Origin of the sequence: Streptomyces sp. NBC_01508, assembly GCF_045040315.1 — a bacterium.
In the GTDB taxonomy this organism is placed as follows: Bacteria; Actinomycetota; Actinomycetes; order Streptomycetales; family Streptomycetaceae; genus Streptomyces.
Window position 1 is genome coordinate 2,123,794 of the sequence record NZ_CP109419.1, and the last position, 13,625, is coordinate 2,137,418.

A 13,625-nucleotide genomic window follows, 5' to 3' on the forward strand; every position below is an offset into this window, starting at 1 on the left:
ACCTGGAGGCAGGGGGCGCGAGTAGGGAAAAGCGCTGATCAGACGGCAATCGTGCGGGGTTTGAAGGACGGTCGGGAGGTTTCGTACGTCACGATGTCCGCTTCGTTCTTCAGGGTGAGACCGATGTCGTCGAGGCCGTTGAGCAGCCTCCAGCGGGCGTTCTCGTCCAGCTCGAAATCGGTGGTCACCGTTGCTCCGTCGGGGCCCTCGGCGCGCACCTGGCGCGCTTCGAGGTCCACCGTCACGGCCGCGGTCGGGTGGGCCTCGGTCAGTTCCCAGAGGTGGTCGACGACGCGCTGCTCCAGAACGACCGTCAGCAGGCCGTTCTTGAGGGAGTTGCCGCGGAAGATGTCGGCGAACCGGGAGGAGATGACGGCGCGGAAACCGAAGTTCTGCAGCGCCCACACGGCGTGTTCGCGTGACGAGCCGGTGCCGAAGTCGGATCCGGCGATGAGGACCGACGCGCCCTGGCGCTCGGGCCGGTTGAGGACGAAGTCCGGGTCCTTGCGCCAGGCCTCGAACAGCCCGTCCTCGAAGCCGTCTCGGGTGACCTTCTTCAGCCAGTGGGCCGGGATGATCTGGTCGGTGTCGACGTTGCTGCGGCGCAGCGGGACGGCCCGGCCGGTGTGTGTGGTGAAAGCGTCCATGGCGCTCAGGCCTCCACGGGGGTACGGGTGTCGGACAGGTCGGCGGGCGAGGCCAGATGGCCCAGCACGGCGGTGGCCGCGGCCACCTGCGGCGAGACGAGGTGGGTCCGGCCGCCCTTGCCCTGCCTGCCCTCGAAGTTGCGGTTCGAGGTCGACGCGGAGCGCTCGCCGGGCGCCAGTTGGTCGGGGTTCATACCCAGACACATCGAGCAGCCCGCGTGCCTCCATTCGGCGCCCGCGCCCGTGAAGACCTTGTCCAGGCCCTCGGCGACGGCCTGGAGCGCGACGCGTACGGAGCCCGGGACCACCAGCATCCGTACACCGTCGGCGACTTTGCGGCCGTCCAGGATCGAGGCGGCCGAGCGCAGGTCCTCGATACGCCCGTTGGTGCACGAACCTACGAAGACGGTGTCCACCTTGATGTCCCGCAGCGCCTGCCCGGCGGTCAACCCCATGTATTCCAGGGCCTTTTCGGCGGCGAGGCGCTCCGAAGCGTCCTCGTACGAAGCAGGGTCGGGGACGTGCGTCGACAGCGGCGCGCCCTGGCCGGGGTTGGTGCCCCAGGTGACGAACGGGGCCAGTTCGGTGGCGTCGATGAAGACCTCGGCGTCGAAGACGGCGTCGTCGTCGGTGCGCAGCGTCCGCCAGTACTCGACCGCCGCGTCCCAGTCCGCCCCTTCGGGGGCGTGGTCGCGGCCCTGAAGGTAGTCGAAGGTGGTCTGGTCCGGGGCGATCATGCCCGCCCTGGCGCCGGCCTCGATCGACATGTTGCAGATGGTCATGCGGGCTTCCATCGAGAGCTTCTCGATGGCGGAACCGCGGTATTCGAGAATGTAGCCCTGGCCGCCGCCGGTGCCGATCCGGGCGATGACGGCGAGGATCAGGTCCTTGGCCGTGACGTCGGCGGGCAGTTCGCCCTCGACGGTGATGGCCATGGTGCGGGGGCGGGCCAGCGGCAGCGTCTGGGTGGCCAGGACGTGCTCGACCTGGCTGGTGCCGATACCGAAGGCCAGCGCGCCGAAGGCGCCGTGGGTGGAGGTGTGGCTGTCGCCGCACACGACGGTGGTGCCGGGCTGGGTCAGCCCCAGCTGCGGGCCCACGACGTGGACGACGCCCTGCTCGACGTCGCCCAGCGGGTGCAGCCGGACGCCGAAGTCCGCGCAGTTCTTGCGCAGCGTCTCCAGCTGGATACGCGAGACGGGGTCGGCGATCGGCTTGTCGATGTCGATCGTCGGGGTGTTGTGGTCCTCGGTCGCGATGGTGAGGTCGAGCCGCCGCACCGGTCGGCCGTTCTGGCGGAGGCCGTCGAAGGCCTGCGGGCTCGTCACCTCGTGCAGCAGGTGCAGATCGATGAAGAGAAGGTCGGGCTCGCCCTCGGCGCGCCGGACGACATGGTCGTCCCAGACCTTCTCCGCGAGTGTCCTACCCATCGCTTTCCCTTCGGCCGGCAGCGCCGCCGGCAGTCCTGGAGATATGTGGGGCCCACGCCGGTGTCCCACGTGCCCGCGTCGGCTGCGAGCCCGGTCCGTGTACGGGCCCGTCCACACAGGTTGGCAAGTTCCTCGGAAAATTGAACTTGCGTTTCACAGAGTGAGACGCGAGTATCGTTGCATGGACAACTCTAGCGGCGTCGGCGTTCTCGACAAGGCAGCTCTGGTACTGAGCGCCCTGGAGTCCGGTCCGGCCACCCTCGCCGGGCTGGTCGCTGCGACCGGGCTCGCACGGCCCACGGCCCACCGGCTGGCCGTGGCCCTGGAACACCACCGGATGGTGGCGAGGGACATGCAGGGCCGTTTCATTCTCGGCCCGCGGCTGGCCGAGCTGGCGGCGGCGGCCGGTGAGGACCGGCTGCTGGCGACGGCGGGGCCGGTGCTCACACATCTGCGCGACGTGACCGGGGAGAGCGCCCAGCTCTACCGGCGCCAGGGCGACATGCGGATCTGCGTGGCCGCCGCCGAGCGCCTGTCCGGTCTGCGGGACACGGTGCCCGTCGGCTCCACGCTCACCATGAAGGCGGGCTCGTCCGCGCAGATCCTGATGGCCTGGGAGGAGCCGGAGCGGCTGCACCGCGGCCTCCAGGGCGCGCGGTTCACGGCCACGGCGCTCTCCGGCGTGCGGCGGCGGGGCTGGGCCCAGTCGATCGGCGAGCGCGAGCCGGGCGTCGCCTCGGTCTCGGCGCCGGTGCGCGGGCCGTCCAACCGCGTCGTCGCGGCGGTCTCGGTGTCCGGTCCGATCGAGCGCCTGAGCCGGCATCCGGGCCGGATGCACGCCCAGGCGATCATCGACGCGGCCGGACGGCTGTCGGAGGCGCTGCGCCGCACGAGCTGAGTGCGCGCCGTTCCGAGCGGCGCCGTGGCCGTGCCGTGTCGTGTGACCTCGCGCCGTCGCGCGTCGCCGGTGACCGCCTCCGTACGCCGCGCACCTGCCCAACTCCGCCCCGTACGCCGCGCGGTTCACGCTCTCGCGACGCACGGGACGTTCGCGCACTCACGAGCGGAGCCGGTCGGCCGCGCGCTCGCCGCGGCGGCCCACGGGGACGACGTCCGTGGCCGCGCCGAGGCCGAACGCCGGCATGTTGATGTAGAGGCTCTCGTAGGAACCGGCCGGGACGACGTACGTCTCGTGCCAGAAGCCCACCTTGCCCCGGCCCGCGCGCAGCCGGCGGTTGAACTCCGCCCACGCGGGGCGGTGTTCACGGTCCGGCGCGGAAGCGTAGGCGAGCAGCTTCTCCTTCGAGTCCCAGTACTGGACGTTGTACAGCACCCGCGGGAAGCCCAGCAGCGTCTGCACGCCGATGAGCCCGCTGTCCTTGTCCCGCGACAGCTCCCTGAGCATCCTCGGCATGGCCATGAACACCGGCCACCAGCTGCGCAGGGCGCGGAAGTTGTTGATGCGCATCCCGATGACGAAGACGACGACATCACCCTCGGCGTCCGCGGTCATCCGGCCCTCGATCGGCTTCGTACCCATGACGGTCCCCCTGCTTCCGGCCGCACGGCGGCGACGGTACGGGCGGCGACTCCCATTGGAGAGTGCCACTATCCATGATTGGATAGTGGCACTCTCCAATGGAAGGTGCAAGCGGTATGCGCATGGCGGAGCTGAGTGAACGCAGTGGGATCCCCACCGCCACGATCAAGTACTACCTGCGGGAGGGGCTGCTCAGGCCGGGCCGCCGGGTCACCGCGACGCAGTCCGCGTACGACGACGAGCACCTGCGCCGGCTGCGCCTTGTCCGCGCGCTGATCCAGGTGGGCCGGATGCCGGTGGCCACCGCGCGAGAGGTCCTCACGGCCATCGAGGACGAGTCCATCGACCACCACATGCGCCTGGGCGCGGCGATCGGGGCGCTCCCCAACGCCGGGGCGGTGGACTCCTCGTTCGACGCCGGAGAACCGGACGACGCGACGCGGTCCGCGCGGCGCCGGGCGGAGGAGCTGTTCGAGGAGCTGGGCTGGACGCACGCGGCCGAACGGGGCGCCTCGGAGGGCGCGTACCGCGTCCTGGTGGGCGCGATCGCCGGGCTGTCCAGGACCGGCTATCCGTGCGAGCTGGCGGACCTGCTGCCGTACGGGCGGCTCGCCGGCCAACTCGGCGTCACCGACATCGACATGGTGGAGCGGTACGGCGACCCGTACGAGCAGGTGGAGGCGGCGGTCGCGCTCACCGTGCTGTACGAGCCGGTGCTGCTCAGCCTGCGCCGGCTGGCGGAGGCCGAGGAGTCCAACCGGCGCTACAGTCGCCGGAATTGAGCGCGTCGAGCACATCGAGCGCATCGAGCGCTACGGAGCCGACGGTACGGGGCAACGGAAAAGGCCCTCCGCGTTCGCGGAGGGCCTCGTCGTCACGTACCCCCGACCGGATTCGAACCGGCGCTACCGCCTTGAGAGGGCGGCGTGCTAGGCCGCTACACAACGGGGGCTAGCTGGTGGAGCGTTGAGCTGGGCTACCAGGACTCGAACCTAGAACAACGGAACCAGAAACCGTCGTGTTGCCAATTACACCATAGCCCAAGGTGGTTCAGATCTGCGTCCTGCGTACCCCCGACCGGATTCGAACCGGCGCTACCGCCTTGAGAGGGCGGCGTGCTAGGCCGCTACACAACGGGGGCCCTAGCGATCCTGCATCGACATGTCCGGGTGCGACCCGAAGAAATCGGAGAGAAGGATCTGTACCCCCGACCGGATTCGAACCGGCGCTACCGCCTTGAGAGGGCGGCGTGCTAGGCCGCTACACAACGGGGGCGTTGCAGAAGAACTCTGCGCTGGGCTACCAGGACTCGAACCTAGACTAACGGAACCAGAAACCGTCGTGCTGCCAATTACACCATAGCCCACCAAAACTCAACCCCCGGAGTGGGGGTTTTGTTTGGGTTTGCGCCTTCCGGCCAGACCTTGCGGTCTCTCGGGCGGCGCAGGAAGAACATTACCCGATGGGGGACGGCGCTCCAAAACGAGTATCACCGCGCAGCAGAGCGGGGAGGCGGTCCAGATCGGTGATCGTCACCAGCTCGGGGCGCCCGCCGAGCCGCCCCCGGTCGAGCCAGACTCCGGCCAGTCCGGCGGCGGTCGCACCGCCGGCGTCGATGTCCGGTTCGTTCCCGACGTAGGCGACCTCGGCGGGGTCGAGCTCCAGCGCGTCGCACGCCGCGTGGAAGGCGGCGGGGTCGGGCTTGGAGACACCCAGCTCGGCGGCGCACAGGACCGCCTCGAAGTAGTCACGTACGCCGAGGGTGCGGAGCTTGGGGTCCTGGTTGCGAATGCTCGCATTGGACAGCACGGCCTGGCGGTAGTCGGGGGCCAGCGCGTCCAGTGCGGCGAGGGCGTCGGGAAAGAGCTTCCAGGCGGACTCGTAGTGCGCGACGTAGCGGTCGAACCAGGCGTCGGCGGCGCTGTCACTCAGCGTCTCCGTACGGAGGAACTGCCGCACGCGGTCGCGTCGCTGTCCTTGGAAGGTGGTCGCCCCGTCGGCGAACCGCAGCCAGTGGATGTCGGTGATCTCACGCCAGTGCGCCAGGGCCCGCTCGACGGTGCCGAAGCGGTCGGCGAGCCCTTCGGCCGCGAGATGCAGCCGCATACCGGCGCGGTCGGCCGTGGTGTAGTCGAAGAGAGTGTCGTCGATGTCCCAGACGACGGCGCGGATCGGCATACGACGACGGTACCGGGGGGGGCGCGCCGCCGGCCCCATCCCTCGTACGGGTTCGATGTCGCGGTGGGCAGCGTGCCACGTGCCGGGCAGGGCCTAGCATGACGGTCCCGTTCGCCCACCCGCCGAGGGAGTTGACCATGGTCCCTGAAGTGGACCCGGAGGCCTGCGAGAGAACTCCGGAGGCCGTTCGTACGGCATTGCGGCGCCGTCCCGACTGGTTGCAGGCGTTCGAGCGGGACTGGCTGAGCGCGGCGGCCGACTTCGATCAGGTGGCTCTGGCGGACGTCATGGACAAGTGGTTCCCCTTCGCCTGTGCGTGCGCGACCCCGGGCTATCTGGACAACGTGGAGCACACGATCAAGCGCATGTCGGAAGGCGACACCGAGGGCATGGTCTTCCATGACGACGAAGGCAACGCGTACGACGCCGACAACAACCCGGTGGACGTGCGGGGGCGCGGGTGAGCGTGTACGCGATCCGGTACGCGGATCGGGCGGCCCGGCGTAAGGGCGAACTGACCGCCCCCCAACGCAGCGCGCTCTCCGCGCTGGAGAAACGGCTCGCCGTCAATCCGTTCGGAGCGCCGGCGACGAGCAATCGGGACAACAGCTGGTCTGCGACGTTCACCGGTGGCTTCGTGACCTACGTCGTGTCGAACCGGCACGTCGTGATCAACGTCGTTGACCTCGTGGCGCTCTGACCCCTGCGAGGACTCCGGTCGTACGGGAAGGGGCGACGGCCCGGTCGGTCGCCGCACCTTCCCGTACGTACCCAGGACTACGCCGCGAGCTTGGCCAGCGTCGCGTCGATGCGGGTGAGTGTGCGGTCCTTGCCCAGGATCTCCAGGGACTCGAAGAGCGGCAGCCCCACGGTGCGGCCGGTGACCGCGACGCGGACCGGGGCCTGGGCCTTGCCGAGCTTGAGGCCGTGCTCCTCGCCGGCCGCGAGGACCGCGTTCTTCAGGGACTCGGCGCTCGACCAGTCCGCGTCCGCCAGCTTCGCGCGGGCCGTGGTGAGCAGGGCCACCGGGTCGCCCTTCATCGCCTTCGCCCAGGACGCCTCGTCCTCGACCGGCTCGGGCAGGAAGAGGAAGTCCACGTTGGCCGTGATGTCCGAGAGCACCGTCACGCGGGTCTGCGCGTACGGGGCGATCGCCTCGAAGGCCGCCTGGTCGAAGTCCTCCGGCGCCCAGTTGGCGTACGGGGCGCGCAGCCAGGGCGCGCAGGCCTCCATGAAGGTCTTCACGTCCAGCTGCCGGATGTGGTCGGCGTTGATCGCCTCGGCCTTCTTCAGGTCGAAGCGCGCCGGGTTGGCGTTGACGTCGGTGATCTCGAAGGCACCGACCATCTCCGCGCGGGAGAAGACGTCCTGGTCGGCGGCGAACGACCAGCCCAGCAGGGACAGGTAGTTGAGCAGTCCGTCGGGCAGGAAGCCGCGCTCGCGGTAGAGGTTCAGCGAGGCCTGCGGGTCGCGCTTGGAGAGCTTCTTGTTGCCCTCGCCCATCACGTACGGCAAGTGCCCGAACTGCGGCACGAAGTGGGCCACGCCCAGCCCCATCAGCGCCTGGTAGAGGGCGATCTGGCGGGGGGTCGAGGAGAGCAGGTCCTCGCCGCGCAGGACGTGGGTGATCTCCATCAGCGCGTCGTCGACCGGGTTCACGAGGGTGTAGAGGGGCGCCCCGTTGGCGCGGACGATGCCGTAGTCGGGCACGTTCTCCGGGGTGAAGGTCAGCTCGCCGCGGACCAGGTCGGTGAAGGTGATCGGCTCGTCGGGCATCCGGAAGCGGACGATGGAGGTGCGGCCCCGCGCCTCGTACTCGGCCTTCCGCTCGGCGCTCAGGTCGCGGCAGTGGCCGTCGTACCCGGAGGGGCGGCCGGCGGCGCGGGCGGCGTCGCGGCGGGTCTCCAGCTCCTCGGCGGTGCAGTAGCAGTGGTACGCGTGGCCGGCGGCGAGCAGCTTGTCGGCGACGTCCCGGTAGATGTCCATCCGCTGCGACTGGCGGTACGGCGCGTGCGGGCCGCCCACCTCGGGGCCCTCGTCCCAGTCGAGGCCGAGCCAGCGCAGCGAGTCGAGCAGCTGCTCGTACGACTCCTCGGAGTCGCGTGCGGCGTCGGTGTCCTCGATGCGCAGGACCAGGGTGCCGCCGTGGTGGCGGGCGAACGCCCAGTTGAAGAGGGCGGTGCGGACCAGGCCCACGTGGGGGTTGCCGGTCGGCGAGGGACAGAAACGTACGCGGACGGTCGCGTTAGCCACGCTTGATCACCTTGTTGGTGAGAGTGCCGATGCCTTCGATGGTGACGGCGACCTCGTCGCCGACGCTGAGGGGGCCGACCCCGGCGGGGGTGCCCGTGAGGATGACGTCGCCGGGCAGCAGCGTCATGGCCTCGGTGATGTGGACGACGAGATCCTCCACGGAGCGGACCATGTCACTCGTACTGCCGAGCTGGCGCTGCTCGCCGTTGACGGTGCACTGGACGGCGAGGCCGGCGCTGACGGCCGGCAGGGTGAGGGAGGTCTCCACCCAGGGGCCGAGCGGGCAGGAGGTGTCGAAGCCCTTGGCGCGGGCCCACTGGTTCTCGCGCTTCTGGGTGTCGCGAGCGGTGACGTCGTTGGCGCAGGTGAAGCCGAGGATGACGTCCTTGACGCGCTCGCGGGGGACCTCGCGGCACATCCGGCCGATCACGACGGCCAGTTCGGCCTCGTAGTGCAGGTCTTCGGAGAACGAGGGGTACTCGACGGCGTCGCCGGAGCCGATCACCGAGGTGGTCGGCTTGAAGAAGACGACCGGCGTCTCGGGCACCTCGTTGCCGAGTTCCGCCGCGTGCGCCGCGTAGTTGCGGCCGACGCCCACGACCTTGTTGGGGAGCACGGGCGGAAGGAGGCGGACCTTGCTCAGCGGGACCTTGGTGCCGGAGAGCTCGAAGTCGGCGTACGGAATGCCCTTGATGATGTCGAGGACGAGGCCGGCGGCCGTACCGCCGGTGCCGTCCTCCTCGACCGCGCCGAAGGCGACATTGCCGTCGATGGAGAATCTGGCGATGCGCACGGGATGCTGTCGCCCCTCACTTTGCTGCTGGCTGGCTGACTGGAGACTGGCGTCCCAGGCTAGCGCGGTGGGGGCGGCGGCCGACGCGGTGCGGGGGCGCCGGGGCGCGTGCCCTACTGTGCGAGGGGGGCGTCGATCAGCGTCGTACGGCGCGGGTTGGCCGTGCGCAGGGGCAGATCGACGGCGTGTTCCGGCTGCGCGGGCGGGAGGAGTTCCCCGGCGTCGTCCAGGTTCGCCAGCGTGGTGCGGCGGGGGTTGGCGGTGTTGCGGAACATCTTCGTCGTCTTCATCGGCTGTTTCAGACCTTGTCGGGGTTGTGGGTGCCAGGGCGCACCGGTTGTCGAATATGCCATCTCTGTAAAGCGTCAGGCTAAACACGTGATTGCCTGGGAAAGACTGGAAGCTGCGGTGATCTCCATGTGAGTTTGCTCACGACGTGCCGGGCAATTCGCCCATCACGGACAGTGGTCGAGTCCTCTGGAAACGGACATTGCACTACCGAACCCTGCATTCCGCTCCTGATCATCAGGACTGGGACAACCCTCGCCCGCAAGGGACTCGTGACGGGAAGTCCGTTTCCTCCCTGAACGGCTTCCACTGATCGTCACCCCTCACTCACGACGCGTTACGTAGGTCACAGCCCGGTACGCGGCCCTTGTTGGAGATCCTGCTCTGTGCTGAAATTCCACGCACCGCCGCGGGTTCTTCAAGACCGGCGCGTAAAGGCGCGACGCGGCGCCGAGTGGCATGCGGGGAAGGGGAGCATCGCCGGCCACTCAACGACCACCTTGGGGCGCACTCCGCGCTCCACGACGCCGACACCGTCCCGCCGTTCCGCGGGGGGACGCCTGGTCCAGAGGTTGCGACGCTAGTGCAGGGACGTTTCAAGAGGGACAGCAGCGCTGCGGCGGAGCAGGAGCCCCGCGGCGGAACCGACCGCGGCTCCTCGCCCCAGCACACCCAGAACCCGGGTCAGGGTCCGGCCGGCGAGGGTGGTGACCGGGGCGCCCAGTCCGGTACGGCGCCCGGTGGCGACACCCCGAACCCCGCGCCCAAGTCGGCGTCGACCGACGCGGGTTCGCGAATAGCGCTGCGCAACTGGCGCATCAGCACCCGTCTGGTGGCACTGCTCACCCTGCCGGTGGTCGCGGCCACCACGCTGGGCGGACTGCGTATCAACGAGTCCATGAAGGACATGCAGCAGCTGGAGCACATGCAGTTGCTGACCGAGATGACCAAGGAAGCGACCAGCCTCGCCGCCGCGCTCCAGGCCGAGCGCGACGAGTCGGCGGGTCCGCTCACCAACGGCGCGAACCCCAAGGACTTCAAGGTCCAGGACCGTCGCACCAAGACGGACCGGGCCAAGAAGGCGTTCCTCGGCGCCACCGTGAAGATCGGGGACACCGACGGCGACCAGGCGCTGGAGTCGATCCGCGCCAACGTCAGCCAGATCGCGACCCAGGTCAACAAGATCCAGGAAATTCGCAAGGACGCGTACGACACGGAGGCCACGCACTCCCTGACGGTCGACGCGTACAGCGGTCTCATCGACTCGCTGCTCAGCCTCTCGCAGGACATGGCGCAGGCCACCAGCAACCCGGACATGATCAAGCGGACCCGCGCCCTGGCGGCCTTCTCCTCCGCCAAGGAGTACGCGTCGATCCAGCGCGCGATCATCGCCTCCGCGCTCCCCGCCGACCCCAAGGAGAAGGGCGATCTCAACGAGAACGACCGGCTCTACGGTCTGGCCGCGTCCACCAAGGGCGACAACGCCCTCGCCTCCTTCGACGCGCTGTACGAGTCGATGGGCGGCAACGCCGAGGAGCTGACGGCGCCGCTCAGCGGCAAGGGCAACCCCGAGATCAACGCCGCCGACGAGTACGCGGACCGGGTGCTCGGTATCTCCGGTGGTCTTCAGGGGCGGCCGAACCGCTCGTATCTGGACTGGACCGACCAGGCGTCCGCCAAGATCAACGCGATGAACATCATCGAGCAGACGCTGCTGGGTGAGATGGAGAACAAGGCGCGTCAGCTGCGCGAGAAGTCGCAGCAGGACGCGTACATCAACGGTGCGCTGATCCTCGTCGTCCTCGGTGTCTCACTGGTCGGCGCCTTCGTCGTCGCGCGCTCCATGATCCGCTCGCTGCGGCGCCTCCAGGAGACGGCCACCAAGGTCGCCCAGGACCGGCTGCCCGAGCTGGTCAAGCAGCTGTCCGAGGCCGACCCGCAGGACGTGGACACCTCCGTCGAATCCGTCGGTGTGCACTCCAGGGACGAGATCGGCAAGGTCGCCGCGGCGTTCGACGACGTGCACCGCGAGGCCGTCCGACTGGCCGCCGAGCAGGCGCTGCTGCGAGGCAACGTCAACGCGATGTTCACCAACCTCTCGCGCCGCAGCCAGGGTCTGATCCAGCGTCAGCTGTCGCTGATCTCCGAACTCGAATCCCGTGAGGCCGACCCGGACCAGCTGTCCTCGCTGTTCAAGCTGGACCACCTCGCGACCCGTATGCGCCGTAACGGCGAGAACCTGCTGGTCCTCGCCGGTGAGGAGCCGGGCCGGCGGTGGACGCGCCCCGTCCCGCTGGTCGACGTGCTCCGTGCCGCGGCCTCCGAGGTGGAGCAGTACGAGCGGATCGAACTGGCCTCGGTGCCCACGACCGAGGTCGCCGGCCGCGTCGTCAACGACCTCGTGCACCTGCTCGCCGAGCTGCTGGAGAACGCGACGTCGTTCTCCTCGCCGCAGACCAAGGTCCGTGTCACCGGTCACGCGCTGCCCGACGGGCGTGTGCTCGTCGAGATCCACGACACCGGTATCGGCCTCTCCCCCGAGGACCTGGCGGCGATCAACGAACGGCTCGCCTCGCCGCCCACCGTGGACGTCTCGGTGTCGCGCCGTATGGGTCTGTTCGTGGTCGGCCGGCTGTCGCTGCGCCACGGCATCAGGATCCAGCTGCGGCCCTCCGACTCGGGCGGCACGACCGCGCTGGTCATGCTGCCGGTCGATGTCGCCAACGGCGGCAAGAAAATGCCGCCGCGCCCCGGCGTCGGCGGGCACAACGGTGCGGGCGGTCAGTCGCCCGCCGGCCCGGGCGCCCTCGGCGGCGGCCAGCAGTCCGGCATCGCCGCCGGGCTCGCGGGCGGCGCGGCCGGGGCCGGGCGTCTCGCCACTCCGCCGTCACGCGGTCAGGTCGGCGCCGGTACGGGGCCCCGCGCCGCGCTGCCGGCCAGGAGCGGGATGCAGAGCGGCCTGCCCACCCGGCCGCAGTCCGGTCCGCCGCAGAACCCCCAGCCAGGGGGCCAGAGTTCTGGTCCGAGCCTGTTCGGCACGAGCCCCCGCGACCAGGCGGCGCCGGGCCGTCCGGGCGCCCCGGCGGATCCCGGCGCCGGTCCGCAGCCGGGTCAGGGTCCGGTGCCGCAGGCCGGTGGCCGGCTCGCCCGGCCCGGTCAGAGCCTGTCCAGCGGCCCGAACGGACGCGGCCCCGGCAACCGCGACCGCGGAGCGTTCCCGCAGGGTGCGAACGGACCGGCCGGCGGACCGCCGCCGGTCGACCGCGGCCGTCAGCTGCCGCCGCCCGGCGGACCGCGCGCCGAGCTGCCGGGGGGCAACCCGCAGCCGCAGCGGCGCCCGCAGCGTCCCGGCACCACCAGCTGGGGCAGCGGCGAGCAGCCGTCCGGGCCGCGGCGCTTCGCTCCGGACGCCCCGCGCGGCCACGAGGAGCCCGAGACCACCGGTCAGTTCCCGGCGGCGTCGGCCGGGCAGGGGCCCGGCTCCACGGCCGAGTTCGCGCGTCCTGACTTCGACGGTCCACGACCGGACCTGGACAGCGGCCCCGGTGCCACCGACGGCGGCAGCGGATACGGCGACACCGGCTCCCATCCCGTCCCCAACTCGGGCGACGTCAATGGCGGTTGGCAGGAACAGGGCTCCACGGCCCAGTTCCCCCGCCCGGACTTCAACGCGCCCCGTCCCCCGGTGCCGGCCCCCGCGCCCGGCTCGCCGGACCCCGATCTCTTCGGCCGGACCCCGCCGCCCGGCCAGGGTCGGCCGGGCGCCGACCAGCGCCAGGGTCGTCCCGACTTCGGCCAGAACGGCCCGGACGGAGCCGACTTCGGCCAGAACGGCCCGAACGGAGCCGACTTCGGCCAGAACGGCCCGGACGGCGCGGACTTCGGCGCGCCGCGCCAGCCGATCGGCGAGCTTCCCCAGCAGTCGCAGCCGGAGGCACTGCCCCCGGCCGGGCCGGGCGACGGCCGTACGCCGCTGTTCGACACGCTGGAGACGAACTGGTTCCACGGGCAGCAGAGCGGCGGCTCGGGCCGGCCGGAGCAGCCCGAGGGACCCGCGCAGCAGCCACCGACCGCGGAGCACTCCCCACAGGAGCTGCCGGACCGGCCGGCGGCCTCTCCTCCCCCGATGCCGCAACGACAGCCGGCGAACGGCAACACCAACGGCAACGGCGCCGTAACGTCCTCCTGGCGCACGTCACCCAATGACGAGCTGGTACGCCAGGCCGAGCGGGTCAAGAAGCCCGCCGCGGGCGGAATCACCACCTCAGGGCTGCCCCGTCGGGTCCCGCGTGCCAACCTGGTACCGGGAACCGCGCAGGAGCAGAGCAACCAGACCGGTCCGCAGGTCTCGCGTGCGCCAGACGACGTACGCGGCCGGCTGACCAACCTTCGCCGGGGCATTCAGCAGGGTCGTCAGGCTGGCGGCCGTCCGGCCGACAACTCGACGACCGGCAGTTTCAACCTCGGCCCCTCTCACCAGCAGGAGCGTTAGTTGA

General features: G+C 70.5%; 12 protein-coding genes and 5 tRNA genes. 5 read left to right on the forward strand and 12 right to left on the reverse strand.

Annotated elements, in window-relative coordinates; genetic code table 11:
* Positions 1 to 38: 38 nt before the first annotated feature.
* Complete coding sequence (gene leuD, locus OG700_RS09540; RefSeq protein ID WP_405611788.1) at positions 39 to 647, reverse strand: 3-isopropylmalate dehydratase small subunit; 609 nt, start codon at positions 645 to 647, stop codon at positions 39 to 41.
* Between the two features lie 5 nt (positions 648 to 652).
* The gene (gene leuC / locus OG700_RS09545) at positions 653 to 2,077 is read right to left on the reverse strand and encodes a 3-isopropylmalate dehydratase large subunit (RefSeq protein ID WP_405611790.1); all 1,425 of its coding nucleotides are present in this window, start codon (positions 2,075 to 2,077) and stop codon (positions 653 to 655) included.
* Between the two features lie 181 nt (positions 2,078 to 2,258).
* Between leuC and ndgR the strand changes: the two genes are divergently transcribed.
* Positions 2,259 to 2,975 (forward strand): IclR family transcriptional regulator NdgR, encoded by a 717-nt coding sequence (ndgR, locus tag OG700_RS09550; protein ID WP_078074883.1) that lies wholly within the window; start codon positions 2,259 to 2,261, stop codon positions 2,973 to 2,975.
* A gap of 159 nt (positions 2,976 to 3,134) precedes the next feature.
* On the opposite strand, the gene OG700_RS09555 is transcribed toward ndgR, so the two are convergent.
* Entirely contained in the window at positions 3,135 to 3,617 is a 483-nt protein-coding gene (locus tag OG700_RS09555) for a DUF4188 domain-containing protein (protein WP_405611794.1), read from the reverse strand.
* A 116-nt stretch (positions 3,618 to 3,733) separates the two neighbouring features.
* On the opposite strand from OG700_RS09555, the gene OG700_RS09560 reads away from it, so the two are divergent.
* Positions 3,734 to 4,399, forward strand: a complete 666-nt coding sequence (locus tag OG700_RS09560) for a MerR family transcriptional regulator (protein ID WP_405611796.1) — start codon at positions 3,734 to 3,736, stop codon at positions 4,397 to 4,399.
* A gap of 97 nt (positions 4,400 to 4,496) precedes the next feature.
* On the opposite strand, the gene OG700_RS09565 is transcribed toward OG700_RS09560, so the two are convergent.
* From OG700_RS09565 to OG700_RS09590, 6 genes are all read right to left on the reverse strand, one after another.
* Positions 4,497 to 4,569 (reverse strand) — tRNA-Glu (locus OG700_RS09565).
* A 19-nt stretch (positions 4,570 to 4,588) separates the two neighbouring features.
* Positions 4,589 to 4,660, reverse strand: a tRNA-Gln gene (locus tag OG700_RS09570).
* A 25-nt stretch (positions 4,661 to 4,685) separates the two neighbouring features.
* A tRNA-Glu gene (locus OG700_RS09575) sits at positions 4,686 to 4,758 on the reverse strand.
* 61 nt (positions 4,759 to 4,819) lie between these two features.
* Positions 4,820 to 4,892: transfer RNA gene (locus tag OG700_RS09580), tRNA-Glu, on the reverse strand.
* 19 nt (positions 4,893 to 4,911) lie between these two features.
* A tRNA-Gln gene (locus OG700_RS09585) sits at positions 4,912 to 4,983 on the reverse strand.
* Positions 4,984 to 5,072: 89 nt separating this feature from the next.
* Positions 5,073 to 5,795, reverse strand: coding sequence for an HAD family hydrolase (locus tag OG700_RS09590; RefSeq protein WP_405611798.1), 723 nt, complete (start codon positions 5,793 to 5,795; stop codon positions 5,073 to 5,075).
* A gap of 137 nt (positions 5,796 to 5,932) precedes the next feature.
* On the opposite strand from OG700_RS09590, the gene OG700_RS09595 reads away from it, so the two are divergent.
* Both OG700_RS09595 and OG700_RS09600 read left to right on the forward strand, forming a co-directional pair.
* Positions 5,933 to 6,259 carry a DUF6247 family protein gene (locus tag OG700_RS09595; RefSeq protein WP_405611800.1) on the forward strand — a complete coding sequence of 109 codons (327 nt, stop codon included), beginning with the start codon at positions 5,933 to 5,935 and terminating at the stop codon, positions 6,257 to 6,259.
* Positions 6,256 to 6,495, forward strand: a complete 240-nt coding sequence (locus OG700_RS09600) for a hypothetical protein (protein ID WP_405611802.1) — start codon at positions 6,256 to 6,258, stop codon at positions 6,493 to 6,495. The genes OG700_RS09595 and OG700_RS09600 overlap by 4 nt, the downstream gene beginning before the upstream one ends.
* Before the next feature lie 77 nt (positions 6,496 to 6,572).
* Here OG700_RS09600 and gltX read toward each other — a convergent pair whose 3' ends face one another.
* The 3 genes from gltX to OG700_RS09615 form a co-directional block, all read right to left on the reverse strand.
* On the reverse strand, positions 6,573 to 8,048 hold the full coding sequence (gene gltX / locus OG700_RS09605) for a glutamate--tRNA ligase (protein ID WP_405611804.1): 1,476 nt from the start codon (positions 8,046 to 8,048) through the stop codon (positions 6,573 to 6,575).
* Positions 8,041 to 8,841 (reverse strand): fumarylacetoacetate hydrolase family protein, encoded by an 801-nt coding sequence (locus tag OG700_RS09610; RefSeq protein WP_405611806.1) that lies wholly within the window; start codon positions 8,839 to 8,841, stop codon positions 8,041 to 8,043. The genes gltX and OG700_RS09610 overlap by 8 nt, the downstream gene beginning before the upstream one ends.
* A gap of 113 nt (positions 8,842 to 8,954) precedes the next feature.
* A complete protein-coding gene (locus OG700_RS09615; protein WP_405611808.1) occupies positions 8,955 to 9,131 on the reverse strand; it encodes a hypothetical protein in 177 nt (58 codons plus the stop codon).
* Positions 9,132 to 9,712: 581 nt separating this feature from the next.
* On the opposite strand from OG700_RS09615, the gene OG700_RS09620 reads away from it, so the two are divergent.
* Positions 9,713 to 13,621: a nitrate- and nitrite sensing domain-containing protein gene (locus tag OG700_RS09620; RefSeq protein WP_405611810.1), complete on the forward strand. Its 3,909-nt coding sequence runs from the start codon at positions 9,713 to 9,715 to the stop codon at positions 13,619 to 13,621.
* Positions 13,622 to 13,625 lie beyond the last annotated feature (4 nt).